Annotated in this window: 21 protein-coding genes; 9 read left to right on the top strand and 12 right to left on the bottom strand. The window is 34.9% G+C overall.

Features of this window, described 5'->3' with window-relative positions:
* Positions 1 to 216 precede the first annotated feature (216 nt).
* The 6 genes from BD847_RS07570 to BD847_RS07545 all read left to right on the top strand — a co-directional run bounded on the left by BD847_RS07570 (position 217) and on the right by BD847_RS07545 (position 7,140).
* Positions 217 to 1,557 (top strand): PSP1 domain-containing protein, encoded by a 1,341-nt coding sequence (locus BD847_RS07570; RefSeq protein ID WP_115887686.1) that lies wholly within the window; start codon positions 217 to 219, stop codon positions 1,555 to 1,557.
* On the top strand, positions 1,541 to 2,020 hold the full coding sequence (locus BD847_RS07565) for a gliding motility lipoprotein GldH (RefSeq protein WP_115887685.1): 480 nt from the start codon (positions 1,541 to 1,543) through the stop codon (positions 2,018 to 2,020). The genes BD847_RS07570 and BD847_RS07565 overlap by 17 nt, the downstream gene beginning before the upstream one ends.
* An 8-nt stretch (positions 2,021 to 2,028) precedes the next feature.
* The gene (locus BD847_RS07560; RefSeq protein WP_115887684.1) at positions 2,029 to 4,335 is read left to right on the top strand and encodes a penicillin-binding protein 1A; all 2,307 of its coding nucleotides are present in this window, start codon (positions 2,029 to 2,031) and stop codon (positions 4,333 to 4,335) included.
* Positions 4,336 to 4,699: 364 nt separating this feature from the next.
* Positions 4,700 to 5,401, top strand: a complete 702-nt coding sequence (locus tag BD847_RS07555) for a CoA transferase subunit A (RefSeq protein ID WP_115887683.1) — start codon at positions 4,700 to 4,702, stop codon at positions 5,399 to 5,401.
* Positions 5,402 to 5,503: 102 nt separating this feature from the next.
* A complete protein-coding gene (gene bla / locus BD847_RS07550) occupies positions 5,504 to 6,400 on the top strand; it encodes a class A beta-lactamase, subclass A2 (protein ID WP_115887682.1) in 897 nt (298 codons plus the stop codon).
* Between the two features lie 86 nt (positions 6,401 to 6,486).
* Positions 6,487 to 7,140, top strand: a complete 654-nt coding sequence (locus tag BD847_RS07545; RefSeq protein WP_115887681.1) for a CoA transferase subunit B — start codon at positions 6,487 to 6,489, stop codon at positions 7,138 to 7,140.
* Between the two features lie 120 nt (positions 7,141 to 7,260).
* Here the strand turns inward: BD847_RS07545 and BD847_RS07540 are convergent, their stop codons facing one another.
* Both BD847_RS07540 and BD847_RS07535 read right to left on the bottom strand, forming a co-directional pair.
* Positions 7,261 to 7,791 (bottom strand): DUF6646 family protein, encoded by a 531-nt coding sequence (locus BD847_RS07540; RefSeq protein WP_115887680.1) that lies wholly within the window; start codon positions 7,789 to 7,791, stop codon positions 7,261 to 7,263.
* 47 nt (positions 7,792 to 7,838) lie between these two features.
* A complete protein-coding gene (locus BD847_RS07535) occupies positions 7,839 to 8,573 on the bottom strand; it encodes a metallophosphoesterase family protein (protein WP_115887679.1) in 735 nt (244 codons plus the stop codon).
* A gap of 139 nt (positions 8,574 to 8,712) precedes the next feature.
* Between BD847_RS07535 and dinB the strand changes: the two genes are divergently transcribed.
* Together dinB and BD847_RS07525 are read left to right on the top strand one after the other, a co-directional pair.
* On the top strand, positions 8,713 to 9,795 hold the full coding sequence (gene dinB, locus BD847_RS07530) for a DNA polymerase IV (RefSeq protein WP_115887678.1): 1,083 nt from the start codon (positions 8,713 to 8,715) through the stop codon (positions 9,793 to 9,795).
* A 92-nt stretch (positions 9,796 to 9,887) separates the two neighbouring features.
* The gene (locus tag BD847_RS07525; protein WP_115887677.1) at positions 9,888 to 10,388 is read left to right on the top strand and encodes a PAS domain-containing protein; all 501 of its coding nucleotides are present in this window, start codon (positions 9,888 to 9,890) and stop codon (positions 10,386 to 10,388) included.
* Between the two features lie 140 nt (positions 10,389 to 10,528).
* Here BD847_RS07525 and BD847_RS07520 read toward each other — a convergent pair whose 3' ends face one another.
* The 9 genes from BD847_RS07520 to BD847_RS07480 form a co-directional block, all read right to left on the bottom strand.
* A complete protein-coding gene (locus tag BD847_RS07520) occupies positions 10,529 to 12,133 on the bottom strand; it encodes a fumarate hydratase (RefSeq protein WP_115887676.1) in 1,605 nt (534 codons plus the stop codon).
* Positions 12,134 to 12,371: 238 nt separating this feature from the next.
* Complete coding sequence (tnpA, locus tag BD847_RS07515) at positions 12,372 to 12,833, bottom strand: IS200/IS605 family transposase (RefSeq protein ID WP_115887675.1); 462 nt, start codon at positions 12,831 to 12,833, stop codon at positions 12,372 to 12,374.
* A 200-nt stretch (positions 12,834 to 13,033) separates the two neighbouring features.
* Positions 13,034 to 14,473 (bottom strand): nucleoside recognition domain-containing protein, encoded by a 1,440-nt coding sequence (locus BD847_RS07510; RefSeq protein WP_115887674.1) that lies wholly within the window; start codon positions 14,471 to 14,473, stop codon positions 13,034 to 13,036.
* A 110-nt stretch (positions 14,474 to 14,583) separates the two neighbouring features.
* On the bottom strand, positions 14,584 to 15,657 hold the full coding sequence (locus tag BD847_RS07505) for a winged helix DNA-binding domain-containing protein (RefSeq protein WP_115887673.1): 1,074 nt from the start codon (positions 15,655 to 15,657) through the stop codon (positions 14,584 to 14,586).
* A 108-nt stretch (positions 15,658 to 15,765) separates the two neighbouring features.
* A complete protein-coding gene (locus BD847_RS07500) occupies positions 15,766 to 16,479 on the bottom strand; it encodes a 3'-5' exonuclease (RefSeq protein WP_115887672.1) in 714 nt (237 codons plus the stop codon).
* A 207-nt stretch (positions 16,480 to 16,686) separates the two neighbouring features.
* Positions 16,687 to 17,163 carry a methylated-DNA--[protein]-cysteine S-methyltransferase gene (locus tag BD847_RS07495; protein WP_115887671.1) on the bottom strand — a complete coding sequence of 159 codons (477 nt, stop codon included), beginning with the start codon at positions 17,161 to 17,163 and terminating at the stop codon, positions 16,687 to 16,689.
* 56 nt (positions 17,164 to 17,219) lie between these two features.
* Positions 17,220 to 18,041 carry an SDR family oxidoreductase gene (locus BD847_RS07490; RefSeq protein WP_115887670.1) on the bottom strand — a complete coding sequence of 274 codons (822 nt, stop codon included), beginning with the start codon at positions 18,039 to 18,041 and terminating at the stop codon, positions 17,220 to 17,222.
* A 203-nt stretch (positions 18,042 to 18,244) separates the two neighbouring features.
* Complete coding sequence (locus BD847_RS07485) at positions 18,245 to 18,694, bottom strand: GNAT family N-acetyltransferase (RefSeq protein ID WP_115887669.1); 450 nt, start codon at positions 18,692 to 18,694, stop codon at positions 18,245 to 18,247.
* On the bottom strand, positions 18,679 to 19,581 hold the full coding sequence (locus BD847_RS07480) for a LysR family transcriptional regulator (protein WP_115887668.1): 903 nt from the start codon (positions 19,579 to 19,581) through the stop codon (positions 18,679 to 18,681). Before BD847_RS07480 ends, BD847_RS07485 begins: the two co-directional genes overlap by 16 nt.
* A gap of 148 nt (positions 19,582 to 19,729) precedes the next feature.
* On the opposite strand from BD847_RS07480, the gene BD847_RS07475 reads away from it, so the two are divergent.
* Positions 19,730 to 20,125 carry a rhodanese-like domain-containing protein gene (locus BD847_RS07475; RefSeq protein ID WP_115888337.1) on the top strand — a complete coding sequence of 132 codons (396 nt, stop codon included), beginning with the start codon at positions 19,730 to 19,732 and terminating at the stop codon, positions 20,123 to 20,125.
* A 153-nt stretch (positions 20,126 to 20,278) separates the two neighbouring features.
* Here BD847_RS07475 and BD847_RS07470 read toward each other — a convergent pair whose 3' ends face one another.
* Positions 20,279 to 22,672 (bottom strand): M28 family peptidase, encoded by a 2,394-nt coding sequence (locus BD847_RS07470; protein WP_115887667.1) that lies wholly within the window; start codon positions 22,670 to 22,672, stop codon positions 20,279 to 20,281.
* Between the last annotated feature and the right edge of the window lie 6 nt (positions 22,673 to 22,678).

Here is a 22,678-nt window from a genome sequence, read left to right as displayed (position 1 = left end):
GGTCATGTCTTTATAAGGCAAAAAACACCAGTAAAAGTTAAAAAGGTTACAGAATAAGCCTAAATTTTTAAGGTAAAACCGCAGACTGTTTTTCAACTTATTTTTTAATAAAGTCTTACGAATAATGCTTAAAATACAAACTAAAAAAAATACTATCTTTACCGATCAAACGTTTATGAACTTAAGTTGCTTTCATGCAACACTACATATATAATTATGGCATGTACAAGTTGTTCAACCTCAGATGGTGGCGCACCAAAGGGTTGTAAAAATAATGGGACTTGCGGCACCGATAGCTGCAATAAATTGACTGTTTTTGACTGGCTTTCGAACATGAGTCCGTCTAATGGAGAGGCAATTTTTGATTGTGTTGAGGTTCGTTTTAAGAACGGACGTAAAGAATTTTTTAGAAATTCAGAGAAATTAACTTTAAGTATTGGTGATATTGTAGCAACTGTTGCTTCACCAGGACACGATATTGGTATTGTTACTTTGACAGGTGAATTGGTAAAAATTCAAATGAAGAAGAAAGGGGTAAATCCTGATAGTAACGAAGTGCCTAAAATTTACAGAAAAGCATCTCAAAAAGATATCGATATTTGGTCTGTAGCGCGTGATCGTGAAGAACCAATGAAAGTTCGTGCCCGTGAATTGGCTATCCAGCACAAGTTGGAAATGAAAATTTCAGATATTGAATTTCAGGGTGACGGATCAAAAGCTACGTTTTACTACACAGCAAATGATCGTGTCGATTTTAGAATGTTGATTAAAGATTTCGCAAAAGAATTTAGTACAAGAGTTGAGATGAAACAAGTTGGTTTCCGTCAGGAAGCGGCTCGTTTAGGCGGAATCGGTTCTTGCGGACGCGAACTTTGCTGTTCGACTTGGCTTACCGATTTTAGAAGTGTAAATACATCGGCAGCGCGCTACCAACAACTTTCGTTGAATCCACAAAAATTAGCCGGACAATGCGGAAAATTGAAGTGTTGTCTGAACTATGAGTTAGACACTTACATGGATGCTCTAAAAGATTTTCCTGATTATGACACTAAATTAGTGACTGAAAAAGGAGATGCAGTTTGTCAAAAACAAGATATTTTTAAGGGATTAATGTGGTTTGCTTACACAAATAATTTTGCAAACTGGCATGTTTTGAAAATTGATCAGGTTAAAGAAATTATTGCCGAAAATAAACAAAAAAACAAGGTTTCTTCTTTAGAAGATTTTGCGATTGAAGTAACTTCTGAGCCTGAAAAAGATTTTAATAATGCAATGGGTCAGGAGAGTTTAACTCGTTTTGATCAGCCAAAAAGAAAGAAAAAACCAAACCGAAAACGCAAACCAAATGCAGAAAATGCGGTGGTAGCTGCGGCACCAAACAAAACGCAACAGGCAGGAAATAATAACAATAATAATAAGCCTTCTGGCGGGAATCCGAATAAATCGAACAAACCGCAAAACAAGCAAAATCATTCAAATAAAAATAAACAGAATGAAAATAAGCCTGCTGAACCTAGAAAACCAATAATTATTACTAAAAATGAGAATAAAAAATAGCGCAATTCTTCTTTTGGCTGCGATACTTCTTTTTTCATGTGATAAGAAAAGAGTATTCGACGAGTACAAATCGGTTGGAAGTGCATGGCATAAAGACAGCGTTGTTACGTTTGATTTGCCGGTTTTGGATTCGACCAAACGATATAATTTATTTGTAAATTTGAGAGACAACAACAATTACCCTTTCAATAATTTGTTTTTGATTGTTGCTATAGAGACACCAAGTGGTTTTACCAAAGTTGATACTTTAGAATATCAGATGGCAAATCCTGACGGAACTCTATTGGGAAATGGTTTTACAGATATTAAAGAAAGTAAACTTTTTTATAAAGAAGATGTGAAGTTTAAAGGAACTTATAAGGTTCACATCAAGCAAGCTGTCAGAGAATCTGGGAAAATTCCCGGTGTTGAAGCTTTGGAAGGTATTACAGACGTAGGTTTTAGAATAGAACAAAAAGATTAGAAATAGTTATGGCAGCTAAGAAAAACAATCAATCAAATAGCGTTAAAGATATTAATTACTATAAAAAGAAGTTCTGGCGGGTTTTTGCTTATACTTTGCTAGGTATTCTTGCTTTCTTTTTATTTGCCTCTTGGGGATTATTTGGCTCAATGCCGTCATTTGAAGATCTGGAAAATCCAGACTCTAATTTAGCTACTGAAATTATTTCTTCTGATGGAGTTGTAATTGGTAAGTATTTTAAAACCAATAGATCACAACTAAAGTATTCAGATTTGCCAAAAAGTTTGGTTGAAGCTTTGGTTGCCACCGAAGATGCCCGTTTTTATGAACATTCAGGAATTGATGGACGCGGAACTTTAAGGGCCGTTTTCAGTTTAGGAACTAATGGTGGAGCAAGTACGTTAACACAACAGCTTGCAAAACAATTGTTTCATGGTGAAGGATCTAAGTTTCTTCCTTTCAGAATTGTTCAGAAAATAAAAGAATGGATTATCGCTATTCGTCTTGAAAGGCAATATACCAAAAATGAAATCCTGGCAATGTATTGTAATGTCTACGATTTCGGGAATTATTCGGTTGGAGTAAGTTCTGCTGCTCAAACTTATTTCTCAAAAGATCCAAAAGATTTGACAATGGACGAATCGGCAATCTTAGTCGGAATGTTCAAAAACTCGGGATTATACAATCCTGTTCGCAATCCGCAAGGTGTAAAAAACCGTCGTAATGTGGTGCTTTCGCAGATGGAAAAAGCAAAGATGATTAGTAAAGCCGAAAAAGAAAGATTACAGGCGTTACCAATTACTTTAAAATTCAAATTAGAAAGTCACCGCGAAGGAACTGCAACTTATTTTAGAGAATACCTTCGTGATTACATGAAAAAATGGGTAGCGGAGAATAAAAAGCCAGACGGTTCTGATTATGATATTTATAAAGATGGTCTGAAAATTTACACGACAATCGACTCAAGAATGCAGTTGTACGCAGAAGAAGCGGTATCGGAACACATGAAAAATTTACAGGAGCAATTTTTTATTGAAATGAAAACCAATAAAAATGCGCCTTTCGTAAATATTACACAAGCTGAAACAGAACGAATTATGATGCAGGCGATGAAAAATTCTGTTCGCTGGGCTCAGATGAAAGATATGGATAAAAGCGAGGATGATATTATCGCTTCTTTCAAAGCGAAAACACCAATGCGAATTTTTACCTGGAAAGGAGAGCGTGATACAATCATGACGCCTATGGATTCGATTCGTTATTACAAACACTTTTTACAGTCTGGTTTAATGGCAATGGAGCCACAAACCGGAAATATTAAAGCTTGGGTTGGTGGAATCAATTACAAATATTTCCAATACGATCACGTAGGTCAGGGAGCAAGACAAGTTGGTTCGACTTTCAAACCATTCGTTTATGCAACTGCAATCGAACAATTGAACATGTCACCTTGTGATTCAATTTTAGATGGACCTTTCATGATTCATAAAGGTCGTCATCACGTTACAGAAGACTGGGAGCCTAGAAACTCTGACAACAGATATCGTGGAATGGTAACGTTAAAACAAGGTTTAGCAAATTCGATCAATACCGTTTCGGCTAAATTAATTGATAGAACTGGTCCTGAAGCAGTAGTAGAATTGACTAAAAAATTAGGCGTTAAAACTGAAATTCCGGTACAGCCATCTATTGCATTAGGAGCTGTAGATATTACGGTTGAAGATATGGTTGCAGCATACAGCACATTTGCAAACCAAGGAGTTTATGTGAAACCGCAGTTTTTAAGCCGTATTGAGAATAAAAGTGGAGAGGTTATTTACGAACCAATTCCTGAATCGCATGATGTTTTGAATAAAGATATCGCTTTTGCTGTAATCAAATTATTAGAAGGAGTTACTGAAACTGGTTCTGGTGCACGTTTGCGTACAGAAGGTGGAGGAAGTGGAGATAATCGCTGGACCGGATATCCATACATGTTTAGAAACCCAATTGCAGGTAAAACCGGAACAACACAAAATCAGTCAGATGGTTGGTTTATGGGAATGGTACCAAATTTAGTAACTGGGGTTTGGGTAGGATGTGAAGATCGTTCGGCACGTTTCAAAAGTTTGACTTACGGACAAGGAGCCACGGCAGCATTACCAGTTTGGGCGTACTTTATGAAAAAATGTTACGCTGATGAAGCGCTTCAGATTTCAAAATCGGAGTTTGAACGTCCGGCAAATCTTTCTATTAAAGTAGATTGCTACCAAAGACCGGCAGTGGTAAAAGATACCACACAAACAGAACAAAATACGGACGAATTTGAGCTATAATTTAAGTTCAATTTTTTAAATGATAAATCCTTTTGTGATCTTCTAAATTTGGAAGACTACAAAAGGATTTTTTTTGGAATACCATCGGTATTATATTTAAGCTTTATAAAATTTTATGAATACTCCGTTAGGAGTTAAATATCGGTAGCGAATAGTGATATGATTTGGAAGATGTCCCGTAGGGACTACTATTCACAATAAATTTTCTACCGATATGTAATCTCTACGAGATATATTTATATCAGTGGATTATTGCTTAATAAATTGCTAAAATAAAATTCATTAAAACTATTACGAAATCGTTATAATTTAATCTAAAAATCTTATTTTTATCAAAAATATACAGTAATAAAGACCCTTTGTTATGATAACAAAAAAAGTTAATAATGTTCAGGAAGCTATTGAAGGAATTGAAACCGGAATGACAATTATGTTTGGAGGTTTTGGTTTATGCGGAATTCCTGAAAATACAATTGCAGCCTTAGTAAATACTTCGATTTCAGATTTAACCTGTATTTCGAACAATGCCGGTGTTGACGATTTTGGTTTAGGTTTGCTTTTGCAGAAAAAACAAATCAAAAAAATGATTTCATCATACGTTGGTGAAAATGCTGAATTCGAGCGTCAAATGCTTTCTGGAGAATTAGAAGTGGAGCTAACTCCGCAAGGAACTTTAGCAGAAAGATGCCGCGCCGCTCAAGCCGGAATTCCTGCATTTTTTACGCCGGCAGGTTACGGAACCGAAGTTGCCGAAGGAAAAGAAGTTCGTGAATTCAAAGGTAAAATGCACATTATGGAAAAAGCTTTTGAAGCTGATTTTTCAATTGTAAAAGCATGGAAAGGCGATGAAGCTGGAAATCTTATCTTTAAAGGAACTGCCAGAAACTTTAACGCTTGCATGGCAGGCGCCGGAAAAATTACAATTGCCGAAGTTGAAGAACTGGTTCCTGTTGGGACTTTAGATCCAAATCAAATTCATATTCCGGGAATTATGGTGCAACGTATTTTTCAGGGAGAAAAATTTGAGAAACGAATTGAACAACGCACCGTAAGACAGAGAGCATAATTAGATAATTTGCAATTAGATAATGCATCACTTTACGTGAAGAAAAATTATCTAATTATCAAATTGACTAATTGCCACATTAAAAAATGCCACATTAAAAATATGACGAAACTTTCTATCCTTCTGATTTCATTTTTGACTTTTCAGACTTTTTCGCAGTCAACTTCTGATCTTCGAAAAGAGCTAAATCAGATTATTGCAACTAAGAATGCAACAGTTGGAATTTCCATTAAAAGTATTGAAGATAAAGATATGTTAAGCATTAATGGAAATTTGAAAGCGCCGTTAATGAGTGTTTTTAAATTTCATATTGCCTTAACTGTTTTAAGTAAAGTTGATGAAGGAAAGCTTTCATTAGATCAAAAAATCTTTATCAAAAAGAAAGATTTGAATGAAAACACCTGGAGTCCGATGAGGGATGATTATCCGGAAGGGAATATGTATTTAACGTTGGATAAATTATTGCGATACACGGTTTCACATAGCGACAATAATGGATGTGATTTATTGATTAAGTTAGTTGGAGGAACTAAAGAAGTTCAGAAATTTATAAACAAACAAGGAATTAAGGATTTCGTCATTAAGGTCAATGAAAAGCAAATGGAAACCTGGAAAAACCTTTACGTAAATACGACAACACCATTGGCAACAACAGAATTGCTTGAGAAATTCTATAAAGGAGAAATTCTAAAAGAAACGACCATAAAGTATTTATATCAAATAATGGTTGAAACGTCAAGAGGACTTACTTGGTTGAAAGCCGGCCTTCCTGAGGGAACTGAACTGGCACACAGAACGGGAATTTCAGGAACGAATGATAATAATCTGAGAGTTGCTATGAATGATGTTGGAATTGTAAAACTTCCAAACGGAAAGCATTTTATTATTTCAGTTTATTTAAAAGAGATAACAGAAACCAAAGAAGATACGGAGAAAATAATTGCAGATATCGCAAAAGCAACGTGGAATTATTTTACCAAAAGAGAATTAGATAATTAAGATAATGTGATAATTAGATAATTGATAGATTGTGCAAAGTGAAGCATTATCTAATTATCTAATTTCCAAATTGACACATTGAATTTATGTTAACAAAAGAAGATATAGCAAAACGAATTGCAAAAGAAGTAAAAGATAGATATTTTGTAAACCTTGGAATCGGGATTCCGACTTTGGTTGCGAATTACGTTAGAGAAGATATTGCGGTTGAATTTCAAAGCGAAAACGGAGTGCTCGGAATGGGACCTTTTCCTTTTGCCGGAGAAGAAGACGCCGATATTATCAACGCAGGAAAGCAAACTATTACAACACTTCCTGGCGCAAGTTTTTTTGATTCGGCTTTTAGTTTTGGAATGATCCGCAGTCAAAAAGTTGATTTGACGATTTTAGGCGCGATGGAAGTTTCGGAAAATGGAGATATTGCCAATTGGAAAATCCCAGGGAAAATGGTAAAAGGAATGGGTGGCGCAATGGATTTGGTGGCTTCCGCCGAAAATATCATTGTAGCCATGATGCACGTAAATAAAGCAGGCGAATCTAAAATCTTAAAAAAATGTACTTTGCCATTAACCGGCGTAGGATGTGTTAAAAAAGTCGTAACCGAGCTTGCGGTTCTCGAAGTAACCGAAAAAGGTTTTAAGCTCTTAGAACGCGCGCCAGGTGTTTCTGTCGAGCATATCATCGCCTCAACTGAAGCTGATTTGATTATTGAAGGTGAAATTCCTGAAATGCAGTTTTAAGAGAGATTGCCACAAAGGCACAAGGACACGAAGATATATAAATAAAAAACCGCCTAATTAGGCGGTTTTTTATATCATATAAAAATATACTTTGTGTCCTTGTGCCTTTGTGGCAAATCGTTATTGCAAATTAAACGAAGCTCCTAGACTAAAAGTTGTCTGATTATTTAAGTGATCGAATACATCATTATTTTCACTGTATTTTGCAATTGGGAAACCAATTTCTGTGAAAACACCAAATCCGTCTGTAAAGAAATAACGGCCTCCAATATGACCTCCAAAATTTTTCAGACCTAAACTTAAACCAGGATATATATCCAATTGCTCAACTCCAATAACACTGCTTAAGTTAGCATTGATTCTTGCTTTTGCATCAAAACGATCTTTAAATTCCGGTTTGTAATCGGTGTATGGAGTTGGATGGTTGCCGTAGAAGCCATTAAAGTTATCTACACCAAGTAAATAATTTGATACAAAACCAAAAGAGAAATTTTCTCCTAATCCAAAATCTACAGAACCCTGAATTCCAGAACCACCATCCTGAATATTAGCACCAACATTTACTCTAATATCTCCTTTTCCTGTAAAAGCTTTTTGCGCATTTATAAATCCAAACGATACTAAAAACAAGAGTGTAACAACTTTTTTCATAAATTTTATATTAACAATTTTAAAGTGCAAAAATAGTTTTTTGAGGATTAATTCCTACCTTTTTCTTCAGGATATAATTCATTTAATGGTTCGCTTTGCCAGAATTCCTTGGTATCTACATTCATTATGGTCAAAGGTCCTTTGAAGGCTGCACCTGTATCAACATTCCAAACACATGCTTTATTTACCGGAACAGTTTCTCCAATTCGGGTAACTGGCGTATGGCCAATATAGATTTCTTTGTAAACCGTAAAACGCTTTGGATAATACAAATCATCAGGTTTTAAGTTTGGGTTCAAAGCAAGAGCCGATTCCCAAAGTGTTCTGTCCCAATAAAATAATTTTGGAAAGTATTCCCAGACAACTCCATTTAAATTGGTAAAGCCGGCATGAACAAAAAGACGGTTTTGATCATCCAGATAATAATCCTTAAGTGATTCTAAGAAAGTAATATGTGTTTTCTTTTTTTCTTCAGAAAGTTTAGAATATCCTTCAACAGTAGCTTTTCCGCCATGTTTGTACCACATTTCTTCATCAAAATCTTCGTGTCTGTTTTCAAGCCAGTCGAGTGCCAACTGATCATGGTTTCCTCTAATACAAATGCATTTTTGTTTGCTTTTAAGCTCAATCAAAAAATCGATTACTTCAGCCGATTGGCTCCAGCCGTCAACATAATCGCCTAAAAATATAAGAGTATCTTCTGTAGTAACTTCGGCTCTATCCAACACTTGTTCAAGTGCACGTAATCCTCCGTGTATGTCGCCTAAAACAAATGTTCGCATTTTTAAAATTTTCGGGTAGGAATACAAAAATAGAAAGAATAATTGGTTTCAACTCAATGAATTTTTATTCTTTAGAGATTGATATTATTTATAACCATTTGGCACGACTTTTTATTGCTTTACTTTTTAAATTTGCAATATGTCAGAAGCGCCAGCATATCGAAAAATTATCCATATTGATATGGATGCTTTTTATGCTTCCGTAGAGCAGATGGATAATCCTGCTTTGCGCGGAAAACCTGTTGCGGTTGGTGGTTCTGAAAATCGGGGAGTGGTTTCGGCGGCAAGTTATGAAGCCAGAAAATTTGGTGTTCGAAGTGCAATTAGTGGCGTTTTGGCTAAAAAATATTGTCCCGAAATTATTTTTGTTCGCCCGAGATTTGACCGTTACAAAGAGATTTCGGCTAAAATTCATAAAATCTTTCACGAATATACTGATTTGGTCGAGCCGCTTTCGCTTGACGAAGCTTATCTTGATGTTACTCAAAATAAAAAAGGAAATCCAAGTGCCAGTTTACTTGCGCAGGAAATCAGACTTCGAATCCTGAATGAAGTTGGTCTTACAGCTTCGGCAGGGATTTCAGTTAATAAGTTTGTGGCTAAAATTGCCAGCGATGTCAATAAACCAAATGGTCAGAAAACAGTAAATCCAGATGAAATTCTAGATTTTCTAGAAGAATTACCGATTCGAAAATTTTATGGAGTTGGAAAAGTGACAACCGAAAAAATGTATCAACTTGGTATATTTACCGGACTGGATCTCAAAAGCAAGTCGGAAGAGTTTTTAGAAAAGCACTTCGGAAAATCGGGTTCTTTTTATTACAACGTAGTTCGTGGCATTCACCATAGTGAAGTCAAAGCACATCGAGTAACAAAATCTGTGGCTGCAGAACATACTTTTGATGTTAATCTATCGTCGGAAATTTTTATGCTGGAGCAATTGGATAAAATTGCCTCTTCATTGGAAAAAAGACTCAAAAAACATAAACTTTCCGGGAAAACGGTTACACTTAAAATTAAATATAGTGATTTTACGCAACAAACTCGAAGTAAAACACTTCCGTATTTTATTTCAGATAAAAGCCTGATTTTAGAAATAGTAGAGGAATTACTGTATCAGGAAAAGATGAAAGACTCGGTTCGTTTATTGGGAATTTCACTAAATAACTTGAATAATGAAGAAAAAAAAGCTGTCGTAGTTCAGCTAAAATTTTCGTTTTAAATTACATTTGCAATGTATAATTTATGTTTGATTTGTGATTTTGTGATGAATTTTCTTTCTACCTTTGAGGGAGATTATTTAAATTTAGTAAAATGAAAGATACTAGTCCAGAAGAACCTTCGTATCGTTATTCCGTTCCTATAATGGCTTGGGATTTTCATTATTTGTATCTAAATGAATTGAAATCTATAGTAAAGGATCTGAAAAGGCTCAAAGAAATTTCAGCGCAGTTTTCATGGAATCAGGATAATTTGGAAATCGAAGAACGAATTAAAGATGAAGTGGTTTTAATTACGGATCTCACTTTAAAGATTGTATTTGCTTCCCGCGGAATAAAAAAAATGACGGGATATATAGAGGAAGAGGTTTTGGGTAAAACACCCAAAATGTTTCAAGGGCCAGCTACTTCAAAAGTGGTTTTAGAAGAGATTAAAGAGGCAATTCAGTTAAAAGTTCCATTTAGTAAGACGCTTGAAAATTATAAAAAAAATGGCAAAACTTATAAATGTAAAATTGATGCCGTGCCGGTTTATAATTTAAAAGGTAAAATTTCGCACTTTATAGCATTTGAAAAAGAAGATAAAAGTGCTTAGTATTTTAGGGTCAAAGGCACAAAGTTGCAAAGGCTCAAAGTGAAACAATTATAAATAATAAAACCGCCTTTTAGGGCGGTTTTATTATTTTAAAAAACTTAGCAGCTCAGTAACTTAGTATCTCAGCAGCTAAAAAAAAATTATAAATTCTCAAAGAAATCATTTCCTTTATCGTCTGTAATGATAAAAGCAGGGAAATCTTTAACGGTGATTTTACGAACCGCTTCCATTCCTAATTCTTCAAAATCTACTACTTCAACTTTTAGAATGTTGTCTTGAGCCAAAATCGCAGCAGGACCTCCAATAGAACCAAGGTAGAAACCTCCGTATTTGTTGCAGGCATCTGTAACTTGTTTAGTACGGTTTCCTTTTGCAAGCATCACCATACTGCCGCCATGTTTCTGGAATTCATCAACATAAACATCCATACGACCAGCAGTTGTTGGTCCAAAACTTCCTGAAGCCATTCCTTCTGGAGTTTTTGCAGGTCCAGCGTAATAAACGGGGTGATTTTTGAAATATTCCGGCATTGGTTTTCCGGCATCCAATAATTCTTTAATTTTTGCGTGTGCAATATCTCTTGCTACAATAACAGTTCCGTTTAGTTTTAAACGGGTTTTGATAGGATATTGAGATAATTTAGCCAAAATATCTGCCATTGGCTGATCTAAATCAATTTCAACCGGCGCTTCTAAATGTGGCGCTGTTTCCGGTAAAAATTGTTTCGGATTTACTTCTAGTTGTTCAACGAAGATTCCGTCTTTTGTAATTTTTCCTTTGATGTTTCTATCAGCAGAACAAGAAACGCCTAATCCAACCGGACAAGAAGCCGCGTGACGAGGCAAACGGATTACACGAACATCATGTGTGAAATATTTTCCTCCAAACTGTGCTCCAATCTCACTTTCCTGACAGATTTTCTGAACTCTTTCTTCCCATTCTAAATCACGAAACGCCTGACCAGCCATGTTTCCTGAAGTTGGCAAGTGATCATAATATCCTGCAGAAGCTTTTTTAACGGCGCTTAGGTTCGCTTCCGCAGAAGTTCCACCAATTACCAAAGCCAAGTGATAAGGAGGACAAGCCGAAGTTCCTAAATCTTTGATTTTTGCACGAATAAAAGCATCCATAGATTTGTCGTTCAATAACGATTTGGTTTGCTGATATAAGTAGGTTTTATTTGCAGATCCTCCACCTTTTGCCATAAACAAAAATTCGTAAGAAGCTCCTTTTTTAGCATAAATATCAATTTGAGCCGGAAGATTTGATCCTGAATTTTTTTCTTCAAACATCGAAATCGGAACGATTTGAGAATAACGTAAATTACGTTTTTGGTAGGTATTGAAAATTCCTTTGCTCAACCATTCTGCATCATCAACACCCGTGAAAATACTTTCACCTTTTTTCGCCATAACGATTGCTGTTCCGGTATCCTGACAACTTGGTAATTGACCTTCGGCAGCAACCGAAGCATTTTGAAGCAAATTATACGCGACAAAACGATCATTGTCTGTAGCTTCTGGATCATCAAGTATTTTTCTTAGTTTTTGTAAATGTGTCGTTCTCAACATAAACGAAACATCTGTCAAGGCTTCTTCAGCTAATAATTCTAAACCTTTTGGATCAACAGTTAAAACTTCGCGTTCTCCAAATTTTTCTGTTTTTACAAAATCTGAGGTGATTTTGCGGTATTGTGTCTCATCCTTTAAGATAGGATAAGGATCTTGGTATATAAAATCAATCATTGCTTTGTTTTTTTACAAAGTTAGAAATTATTTACCTAAGAAAGAATTTGAATTAGGGGTGTTTGTATGTCTTAATTTATAAAAAAAGCAAATTTTAAAAATGCGCATAATATATAAACTGGACTGAAGTCCAGCCCTACAAAATAAATCGTTCCTCCCGAACTAAGAAAGAGCCATCGGCTCGAGCTATATTGTAGGGCTGGACTTCAGTCCAGTTTATTTTAATGTGTTTTGAATATTAAATTAGATTTTCAAAAACACATCGCTCGTCAAATTTGACATTGTATTTGTTTAAGAAAGAGGAATATTCATCTCTGAAGTTTTGTTTTTTATGATGTTCCTCTTGATTAGCAATATATTTGAAAACAGCATCGATATGAGATTTACTATATGAAAAGACACCATAGCCTTCTTGCCATTCAAATTTGTATTTTGTCAATTGATGATCATTGATAAATTTTGAAGATTTGCCTTTTACAAGTTTCATCAAATCCGAAACTGAAATTGTCGGCTTCAGTGCTAGTAGACAGTGAACATGATCTTCGGTGCCATTTATAATAATTGTTTTGCATCCTGTTTCATTTATCAAATTTCCAATTATGCTTAATATTTTTGATTTGCATTCATTAGTAATTAGTGCTTCTCTATATTTGACTGCAAAAACGGCTTGTATGTAAACTTGATGAAAGGTGTTTGACATTTTGTATATTTTTAATATTGGATTCAAATATAAAAATACAAAATTTTCCTACAAACAAATATATCAAATCATTTATATGGTTAAACTGGACTGAAGTCCAGCTCTACAAAATAAATCGTTCCTCCGGAACTAAGAAAGAGCCAATGGCTCGAACCATATTGTAGGGCTGGACTTCAGTCCAGTTTAATATATGCATGTTTTTAAAAAAACCAAGTCGCCACAAAAATCGCCGTAATCACGCAAATCAAATCCACCAAAAGCATGGTGCCCAAAGCGTAGCGTGTATTTTTAATATTTACAGATCCAAAATAAACCGCAATTACATAAAAAGTACTTTCAGCACTACATTGAAAAATACTGCTCAATCTTGCCGTTAAAGAATCGGCTCCAAAAGTATTCATTGAATCAATTAAAAAGCCTCTTGAACCAGCAGAACTAAACGGACGAAGCATCGCAACAGGAAGCGCATTGGTGATTTCTTTGCTTACGCCTAAATTAGAGAATACAAATCCGATTCCGTCACTGATGATTTCGAATAATCCGCTGTTTCTGAATAGCGAAATTGCAACCAACATTCCCAAAACATAAGGGAAAATGGTAACACCGGTTTTAACACCGTTATTTGCTCCAACAACAAAAGTGTCGAAAACAGTAGTATCTGCTTCTCTGAATTTTTTCTCGTGTTTGAAAGAGAAAATCAAAGTAAAAAGAACAATTGTCAGTAAGATTAAACCTGAAAGATTAGAAGTAAAATAATTCTTTCCGATTAAATCCAAATGATTCACATACATCAATAAACCTACGATGGCAGCAATCATGGTAATTAAACCAATTAAAAGTGAAGCACTTTTGAAATTGATTTTTTGTTTGATTCCAACAATTAGGAAAGCGGCAATTGTACCAATAAACGAAGTGATAACACAAGGAAGTATTACATCGGCTGGGTTTGTAGCATTTGCGGCAGCGCGATACCCAATAATCGAAGTTGCAATCAGAGTTAAACCAGAAGCATGAAGACACATAAACATGATTTGTGCGTCGCTTGCTTTATCTTTTTCAGGATTTATTTCCTGCAGACTTTCCATTGCTTTTAAACCAAATGGTGTTGCAGCCGAATCTAATCCCAGGAAATTGGCAGCAAAATTTAAGGTCATGTAGGATATTGAAGGGTGATTTTTAGGAATGCTTGGAAACACTTTTACAAAAACCGGACTTAAAGTTTTAGCTAATTTTCCAGATGCGCCAGAAATAATCAAGAGTTCCATTAATCCGCAGAAGAATGCTAAATAGGCAATAAGAGGAAGAATTAAATCAACCAAAGTACTTTTGCAAGTTGGCAATAAACCATCAGATTTTTGAAGACCGCTATAGATTTTTACGGTTTTGTTTTTGTAAACGTAAGTCGTGTCAGCATTTAGCGTATCACGATTGATAATCATGGTTTGATCTTTCGCTTTTGAAATACTGTCTTTGATAAAAGCAGGAAGTTGCTCGATGTATTTTTCCGAAATTAAAATTGGGTCATCTTTTTTTCCATTCAAAACAGAATCGATTGTATACGTGTTTGCAGTAAACAAACTAACTGCAATAAAGAGAATCGAAGAAATAAAAATCACTAACCAAAATCTGCTCAATACCATAATTATAATTTTTTGTAAATGTAATTATTTAGCAATAATAAGCATAAAGATTTAAGTATTGAAACAGGAAGTAATAGGCAAAAAGAATAATTTTTTACTTAAAATCTGATTTATTCAATAATAATTTCGGTCTCCAGATAATTTTCAAAAGATTTAATTCCTTCAAAGAGAAGTTGTTTTTTAGTCGATTCGACTTCGCTGAAAAATTCGGTTTCTACTTTTGCGTGACCTTTTTTTATGGTTCTTTTCCAGATTCCAATCACTTTTCCATTTTCTAAAATAATCGGCTTAAAAATGCCATTGTTAGTAAAAGCTTTTGATTGATGTTCAGGTTGCATGGAAGCTTCTCTTGTTTTATACGAAATTAAAATCTCATCAAAAGCAGGAAGAAAATGTACGCTTTCGCGGAAATTTTCCGCATCTGAATACGTTTTTCCAAACCAATATTCTTGGTTTTCAATTGTGATTTTATTTAATTGCAACTCAATTGCATTTATGGCAAATTTGCAGTTAGTTGGCGGAAAACCAGACCACCACGAAAAATCAAGTAACGTTGCTGGGCCGTGACTTTCAAAATATCTTAGCGCAAGTTTTGCTAAAGCTTCCTCTTTGCTTATTTTATTTTTAGGTTTTGAAACTCTTTCTTCAAGTAAAGCATAAGTAATTTTTTTGCCCTTCATTTTTCCATTACAGACTAAACCGTCGAGTTCGGCATTCATCATAATAGCGGCGCTTAGAAAATCTTCTTTCGAAGTTTTGCTAATGCCCAGTTCCTGCATAATTTCTTCTCGAGTCAAATAATTGTTTCCGGCTAAAAGCTTTTCAATTGCATTATTGGTTTGGTCAAGTTTTATGGCATCATAACCAAATTTCTTAGCTGCAGAAGCTGTAAAACGTTTCACCTGTGGAGCAGAAAGTTCAAGCATCCAATAAATATCTTCTGAAGAAACAAAATGCCAAGTTGGACGCAGAATATGTGTCCGAATAATTTTAGCCGAATTCACAGCTTCGTCAATTTCCTTTTCAGAAGCATCACAACGCGAACCAATTGCCCATTTTGCCATTGCATAATCTTGTGCCTGCATTGCACCCATATGCTTTACAATTTGCTCTGGCGAATAAGGATTTGTTTTATAAAGCTTTTGAGCAAGCAATCGATGATGCGAAATTTCAGAATGAATCATTTTTGAAACTTTTTATTAAACCATATAAGTGATATAAGCTTGTTTAGTCTTTGTTTTTCAAAAACTTAGAATCTTAGTATCTCAGAATCTTAGCAGCTAAAAAAAGAGCTATACATGAATAATCTCTTCCTCAATCAATAGATCTTCTCGGCGCAAGCGAAGAAAAATCTGCGCTACGGCAATGGTATCTTTTTCACAATACGTTACAATTCGGTCAATGTCTTTCTCTACATAAAAAACATGTGCAACCTGACTTCCGTCGATATCACCTTTTGGAGATGGAATTCCCAAAATTTTAGTCAATAATTTTAAAGAAGTAAAATGTTTGTAATCGCCAAACTTCCATAATTCTAAAGTATCTAAATGCGCAATTTCCCAAGGTTTTTTTCCAAATAAATTCAGTTTGTCCGGAATCGCAATTTGGTTGATAATCATTCGGCGTGCAATAAAAGGAATGTCAAATTCCTTGGCATTGTGTCCGCACAAAAGATGTTGAGGTTGATTGAAATGATTATTAACAAGATTATTGAAGTCTTTCAGGATCTTTTTTTCTTCTCCAAAAAAAGAAGTTACCCTAAAATTCCGAATATCCCCTCTGATGGTGAAATAACCGACAGAAATACAAACTATTTTCCCAAATTCGGCCCAAATTCCGGCGCGGTCATAAAATTCTTCCGGCGTAAAATCGTCTTTTCGCTGGTATTGAGTTTTTAAATCCCAAAGCGATTGCATTTCTGCGTCAAGCGAATTGAAGTTTTCTTCTTCCGGAACAGTTTCTATATCAAGAAAAAGAATATTGTTGAGGTTTATTTTTTCAATCATATTTGTTTGCCACGAATTTCACCAATTTTCACTAATTCTTTGTGGTTATAAATGTACATAAATTTGATATTTCTGTGTGAGTAATTTTACAAATCACACGAATTTTCTTCTTAAAACATCCTTTTGTTTTTAAGGCAAAGAAAAAAATTAGTGAAAATTGGTGAATTGCTTCGCCTGTTCGCTATCGCTCGGGTCGTGGCAAAAAACTTAAAACAAACTTTGCTGTTTACTTGGAATTTCGTGTTCCAAAAGCCATTTTTTACGTGATAATCCTCCGGCATAACCAGTTAAAGAGCCATTTGTGCCAATAACGCGATGACAAGGAACGACTATCCAAAGCGGATTTTTGCCATTTGCAGAAGCCACTGCACGAATCGCTTTTACATCGCCCAACTTTTTGGTCTGATCCATATAACTTACGGTTTTTCCGTATGGAATTTCCAATAGCGCTTTCCAGACTTTTTGCTGGAATTCGGTGCCTTGCGGATTCAATTTTAAGTCGAAATCGGTTCTTTTTCCTTCGAAATATTCTTCTAATTGCGAAACAGCGTCTTTTAAAACTTTTGGTATTTTCTTTGAAACTTCATTTGTGCCAACATCAGAAACAGAAATCACAGCAATACCATCTTCATCGCCAACTATTTTGGTGATTCCTAAAGGTGAATTGATGTAAACTGTTTCCATAATTTTTTTAACCGCAAAGGCGCTAAGATTTACGCAAAGTTCGCAAAGTTTTTGATTTAATAATTGGCTAATCTAAATTTATAATCTAAAACATTTTCAATTTTTTTACTCAAAACTACCTTTTTAATATTCGATTGTTCAGAACTGAATTTTGGCAAAACCAAGTTTTGCTCTTTTGCTTTTTGCGTATAATATTCCTCTCTTGTTGGATGAAATGGCGCTACGGCATTGAAAATTTCATTCCATTTTGATTGGTTTATGATTGATTCAATAATTCCGATACAGTCATTTTGATGAATTAAATTAACGGGAGCATCAGGATTTTCAAGATTTTCTTTTCCGGATAAATGCTTTACAGGATGTCGGTCTTCGCCGATTAATCCGCCGAAACGTAAAATTGTTGTTTGGAAGTTTTTGTTTTCAAGAAGAATGTTTTCGGCCAAAAGCAATTGTTTACCGCTTTCCGTTTCCGGATTTGGGATTGTTTCTTCGTTTATTAAGTCATTTTCATCGCCATAAACCGAAGTTGAACTGACAAAAAGTACTTTCTTAACGATTGATTTTTCTATAAAGGGAATTAGATTTTCGATTTTTCGAACGAATGTCATTTCGAGCGGAGTCGAAAAACTTTGATTTCCACGTAATTTTGGTGGAATATCAATAATTAAGATTTCACTTTCGGATAAAAAATCAGTTATACTTTCTGAAACACTTTCGCTTTCAAGCGCAACCAAAAACGGATTTATTCCGGCTTTTTCTAAAATTGAAAGTTTATTTTCAGAAGTTGTGGAGCCTTTTACAAGATTTTCTTTTTCGAGAAGTCTTTCCGCTAAAGGTAATCCGAGCCATCCGCAGCCTAAAATGCTTATTTGTTTCATTGTTTTTAAGGTTCAAAGGCACAAAGATACAAAGGTTCAGAGGTTATTCGCAATCTTGTCATCCTGAGGAACGAAGGATCACACAAGAAGCTCCTTATTCTAAATCGCCAATCTTTGTCGAGTTTCAAGTGTGATCCTTCGTTCCTCAGGATGACAAAAAACTCTGTGTCTCTGCGACTTTGCGAGATTAAATTTCCAGATAATTACAAATCCAGAAAAAAGCAAATTTTATCTTTTCCTTTTGCACCAATTCTGTGATAAAATTTAATGGCTCTTTCGTTAAATTGTGGTGTACGCCATTGCATATTAACGCAGTTTTTTTCCTTCCCGATTTGTTTTAATTTATTGATTAAAACTTCTCCAATTCCAAAATTTCGGGCTTTTTCTTCTAAAAATAAACAATCCATGTAAATGAAATCGCCCGCGCTCCAAGTTGAGTAGGTGAAATTATAAGAAACATAACCAACAATATCATTGTCTGTTGCCACAACTAAGCAAAATAATTTAGGATTTTCATTAAATAAAGCTTCTTTTAAACCTTCTTCTTTACCTTTCGGATCATAATCAGCTTTTTCGAATTCAGCATGTTTTTGACATAAAATCACCAGTTTTGGTAAATCGGCGATTTCGCATTTTCTTATTGTATATTCCATTGTAGGTTGATTTCGTTTTGTAGAAAGTTGATAAAATGGTGGAAATAATCCGGATAGTTTTCGTTTGCACGGGTGGCGATAAAATGTTTTCTCTTCAAACCGTTTTTTCCGACTTTAATTGCTCTGATCGGACTTGATTTTAGATGTGGCTGAAGCGCCCATTTTGCCATTGACATTACGCCCATATCTGCTTTTACCATTTCCAAGGAAGCTTCTGTCAAAGGCATTGGTGTAATTTTCTTGGGTGTAACTTTGGCTGGAGCCAAAAGAAATTGATGAATAGTAACAGTTTCCATCGGAAGTGAATGAATAATTAAGTGTTCATCAGCAAAATCTTCTGCAACGACATATTTTTTATTTGCCCAAGCGTGATTTTCAGAAACTACCATAACCACTTCATCCTGAAAAAGCTCGGTATATTTGATATTATTGTCTTTAATGGTGTCGCTTACAATGGAGATATCAATGGTATTATCTAAAAGTTTTTGAAGCGGAATATGAGTGGCTTCAATTACTATTTTCAATTCAACATTGGGATATAAAAGATGAAACTGCTTCATAACCGATGGAAGCCAGTGATAACTCGAGAAACATTCTGTACTGATTCGGATTTCGCCATATTCGCCAAAAACCATTTGCTTAATCTGAGATTGAGTTTCGGTGAGTTTATTTAGAATTTCGTTGGCTAATTCATAGATTTTTTCGCCGGCTTTTGTTAAAACCAGTTTTTTATTAGTGCGTAAAAAAATGGCAGTTCCCAATTGATATTCTGCTTCTTTGAGCTGATGACTCAATGCCGATTGTGTCAAATGAAGTTTATCGATTGCTTTTGTGATGCTGCCTTCTTCGACAATTGCTTTTATCAATTTTAAATGACGTATTTCCATTTCTTTAGCTTATTAATACACAAAGTAACAAAATTTTAGAGTGGATTTTGTATGAAAAAAAGTAATGTTCTGCATGAATTCTTTTCGTTTTTATAAGATTGTAAAGCGTTCTACTTTTGGAAAAACAAAACTCTTAAAACAACACACTATGGAAACGCAAATTAAACATTACGAAAATAAACTGGCCTTTGAAATGGATCCATCCGATTTGTTTGATGCCTTAAATAATGGTGAGAAAGTAATTGCACTTGATGCCAGAAAAGCTTTTGGATTTGATGCAGAACATATTCCGAATGCGATTAATATTCCGCATCGTGAAATGTCTTTAGAAACTACCCAACATTTAGACCGAGACGTTTTATATGTTACGTATTGCGACGGAATTGGCTGTAACGCTTCGACCAAAGGCGCTTTAAATATGACAAAATTAGGATTTAAGGTAAAAGAATTAATTGGCGGAATTGAGTGGTGGAAGTTTGACGGTTATGCAACCGAAGGCACAAAAGGAGTAAAAGAAGGATTAAAAATTGAATGTGCTTGTTAAAAGGGACAAAGGCGCAAAGGTACAAAGTGACAAAGGTTTCTCAGAATGTCTTAAAAAAAAGCACCATGAAAATAGTGCTTTTTTAATCTTTGTAGCTATGTACATTTGCTTCTTTGAACCTAATTTTTCAAAATATGGGTTATGTTAATACTTTTATTGAGGTTTAACAACCGCTGGTTTTAAACTGTCTTTTGCAATTGCAAGACTGTCTACAACAGGTGCCGTTACAATTGGTGCAACAGGAGCTACATATCTTTTTATTTTCTGCTGAATCAAAACGGCATCATTTAATACAAAAGGCGTCGGCATCATCCAGTCGCTTCTTGGTTTAACTTTTAGTAATGGATTGGTCATTAAATCGAAAGAACTTTCAATTAAATCCATATCAAAAATAGAAGCTTTATTGATGTAAAACTCCATTTCAAGAGGTTCGTTGCCAACAACATAATAACATAATATTTTTGCACCTTCACGCTCAAGACGATTTGTTTTTGCACCCAATTCTGAAACGCCGTTTGCTTTGAAGTTGTAAAGAGTCATTTTTGGATTTGCAAAAATGTCGTAGCGATTTACTTTTCGGTTTGGCGTTATTCTAATTTTCAGATATCTTTTGTTTCCAATTACACTGTCTCTTAAAAATGATATTGTCGGTTTAGGAATATCAACAACTGGAGCAATGGCACTATAAGTAAAACCAGAATTGTACTTGCTGGCAAGCGGAAGACTATTCAGGCCTACAGCTTTTTGATTTTTTTCTCCCAAATATGATTTCGTCCATTCGTCTAAATTAACATCATATGTCGTCCAGACTGCAGAGTTGGTATTGGCATTATAAACATATAATAAACTGTTTGATTTTGCTTTTCCGTGCTCGTATCCGGAATGATAACCCGCATAAATAAAAAATCCTATAGAAACAGCAAAGAAGAACATTGTCCAGGCGCCTTTTTTTACAAATGACCCAAAAATCGGAAGTAATAAACCGAAAGTCAAAACAGTTAAAATGGCGCTTCCGTAAAGGATTTTCAATCCTAATCCAATTGGGAACATTACAATAAATGGTGATACGATCACCAAAGCAGGAATACCAAACAATAAGTTCATTCCTAAGCTGTAATGTTGTGTAAAAACATAAATCCCGAATAAAAGTATTCCAAAATAAACGGGAATAATCAGAAATCCTGCGCCAGTTAAGCTATTTGCAATAACAGCGTTTATGATTATCCAAAGTAATAATGGCGAAACATAATGATTCATTGTCGATTTTGCTTCCGAAAAATGATGATAGAAAGCAAAACAAATAGCAATACTTAATGTTACAAAAGCACCTATGTAAGCATGACCGTTATAAGTGAATCCGTTCAATAGATCGGAATATTGTGGGTAAAACTGCAAAACAATTTTCCATCCTAAAAATGTAACCAGTCCTGCAATAATTATGGAACCCAACAACGGAACAAATCCTTTGAATATTTCTCTGAATGTGATTAGGCGTTTTGCTTTTCCTATAAAAATGAAAAGAATCAAAAGTCCTAAAGCAATCAAAGTCATTGGCATTACCCAATCAAAAGGATAATTGATGAATGAAAATGGAATACTGAAATAAACATCGTCTTGTGTTGATGTAGTAGCGTTGAGATCGATGTTTGAAAAATATTTCAACAAAGGCATTAAATAAGTCCCTTGATGTGCAAGCGTCGTTTTGTTTAAATGCTGAACATCGTCTTGTTGTGTGTGATAATTATAATGCCCGTCGATAAAAGCAAAATTAAATCCCTGTATGTTACCCTGTTCTCTAAAAACAGTCAAATCAGTATCGTTTGGAAGCATTTTGTAAATGCTGTACATTAATGAATTTGAAACCGGATAAGTGGCTTTTGCATTAGAGAATTCTTTCACAAGTGCTTGGTTTCCTTTATTGGTTTCCATCAACATGTAACTTGGGCCGGAAGATCCTCGGGCTTCAAAGTTTAATACCAAACCAACATCTTTTGCCCAAGGATGTTTATTGACAAAAAGGGCAGCTCCGTTTAAGCCCAATTCCTCAGCATCTGAAAAAAGGATAATGATATCATTTTTTTGGGGTTGTTTTGAATATAAAAAAGCACGAATTCCTTCGAGAATAGTAGCAACTCCCGATGCATCATCGCTTGCACCTTTAGAAAATGAATGCGGAGCACTGTCATAATGAGAAAGAAGAAGGAGCGCTTTAGTATTATTGGTTCCTTTTATACGGGCAAGGATATTTTTTGATTTTACTAAAAGACCTTTGTCATTAAGAGTAAATCCTTCTTGAGTTGAAGTTTCAAGACCAATTCGGTTTAGTTCAAGTTTTAGATAATTAGCAACTAGTTCATGATTTGTCGACCCAACATAATGTGGTTTCTGTGCGATAATTTCAACCTGATTTAAGGCTCTTTCTGTAGAAAATTCGGCCAAAGCTTCTTCTTCTTTAGAAATGTATTGCGGCATCATTGTGGTATAAATGATACCCAAAATAGCTAACACGCATAGAAAGCCTAGAATTGAGGTGGGGTTTTTTTTCATGACGAA

This window comes from Flavobacterium cutihirudinis (assembly GCF_003385895.1).
Classification (GTDB): domain Bacteria; phylum Bacteroidota; class Bacteroidia; order Flavobacteriales; family Flavobacteriaceae; genus Flavobacterium; species Flavobacterium cutihirudinis.
This window is presented reverse-complemented; position numbering and strand designations above follow the sequence as displayed.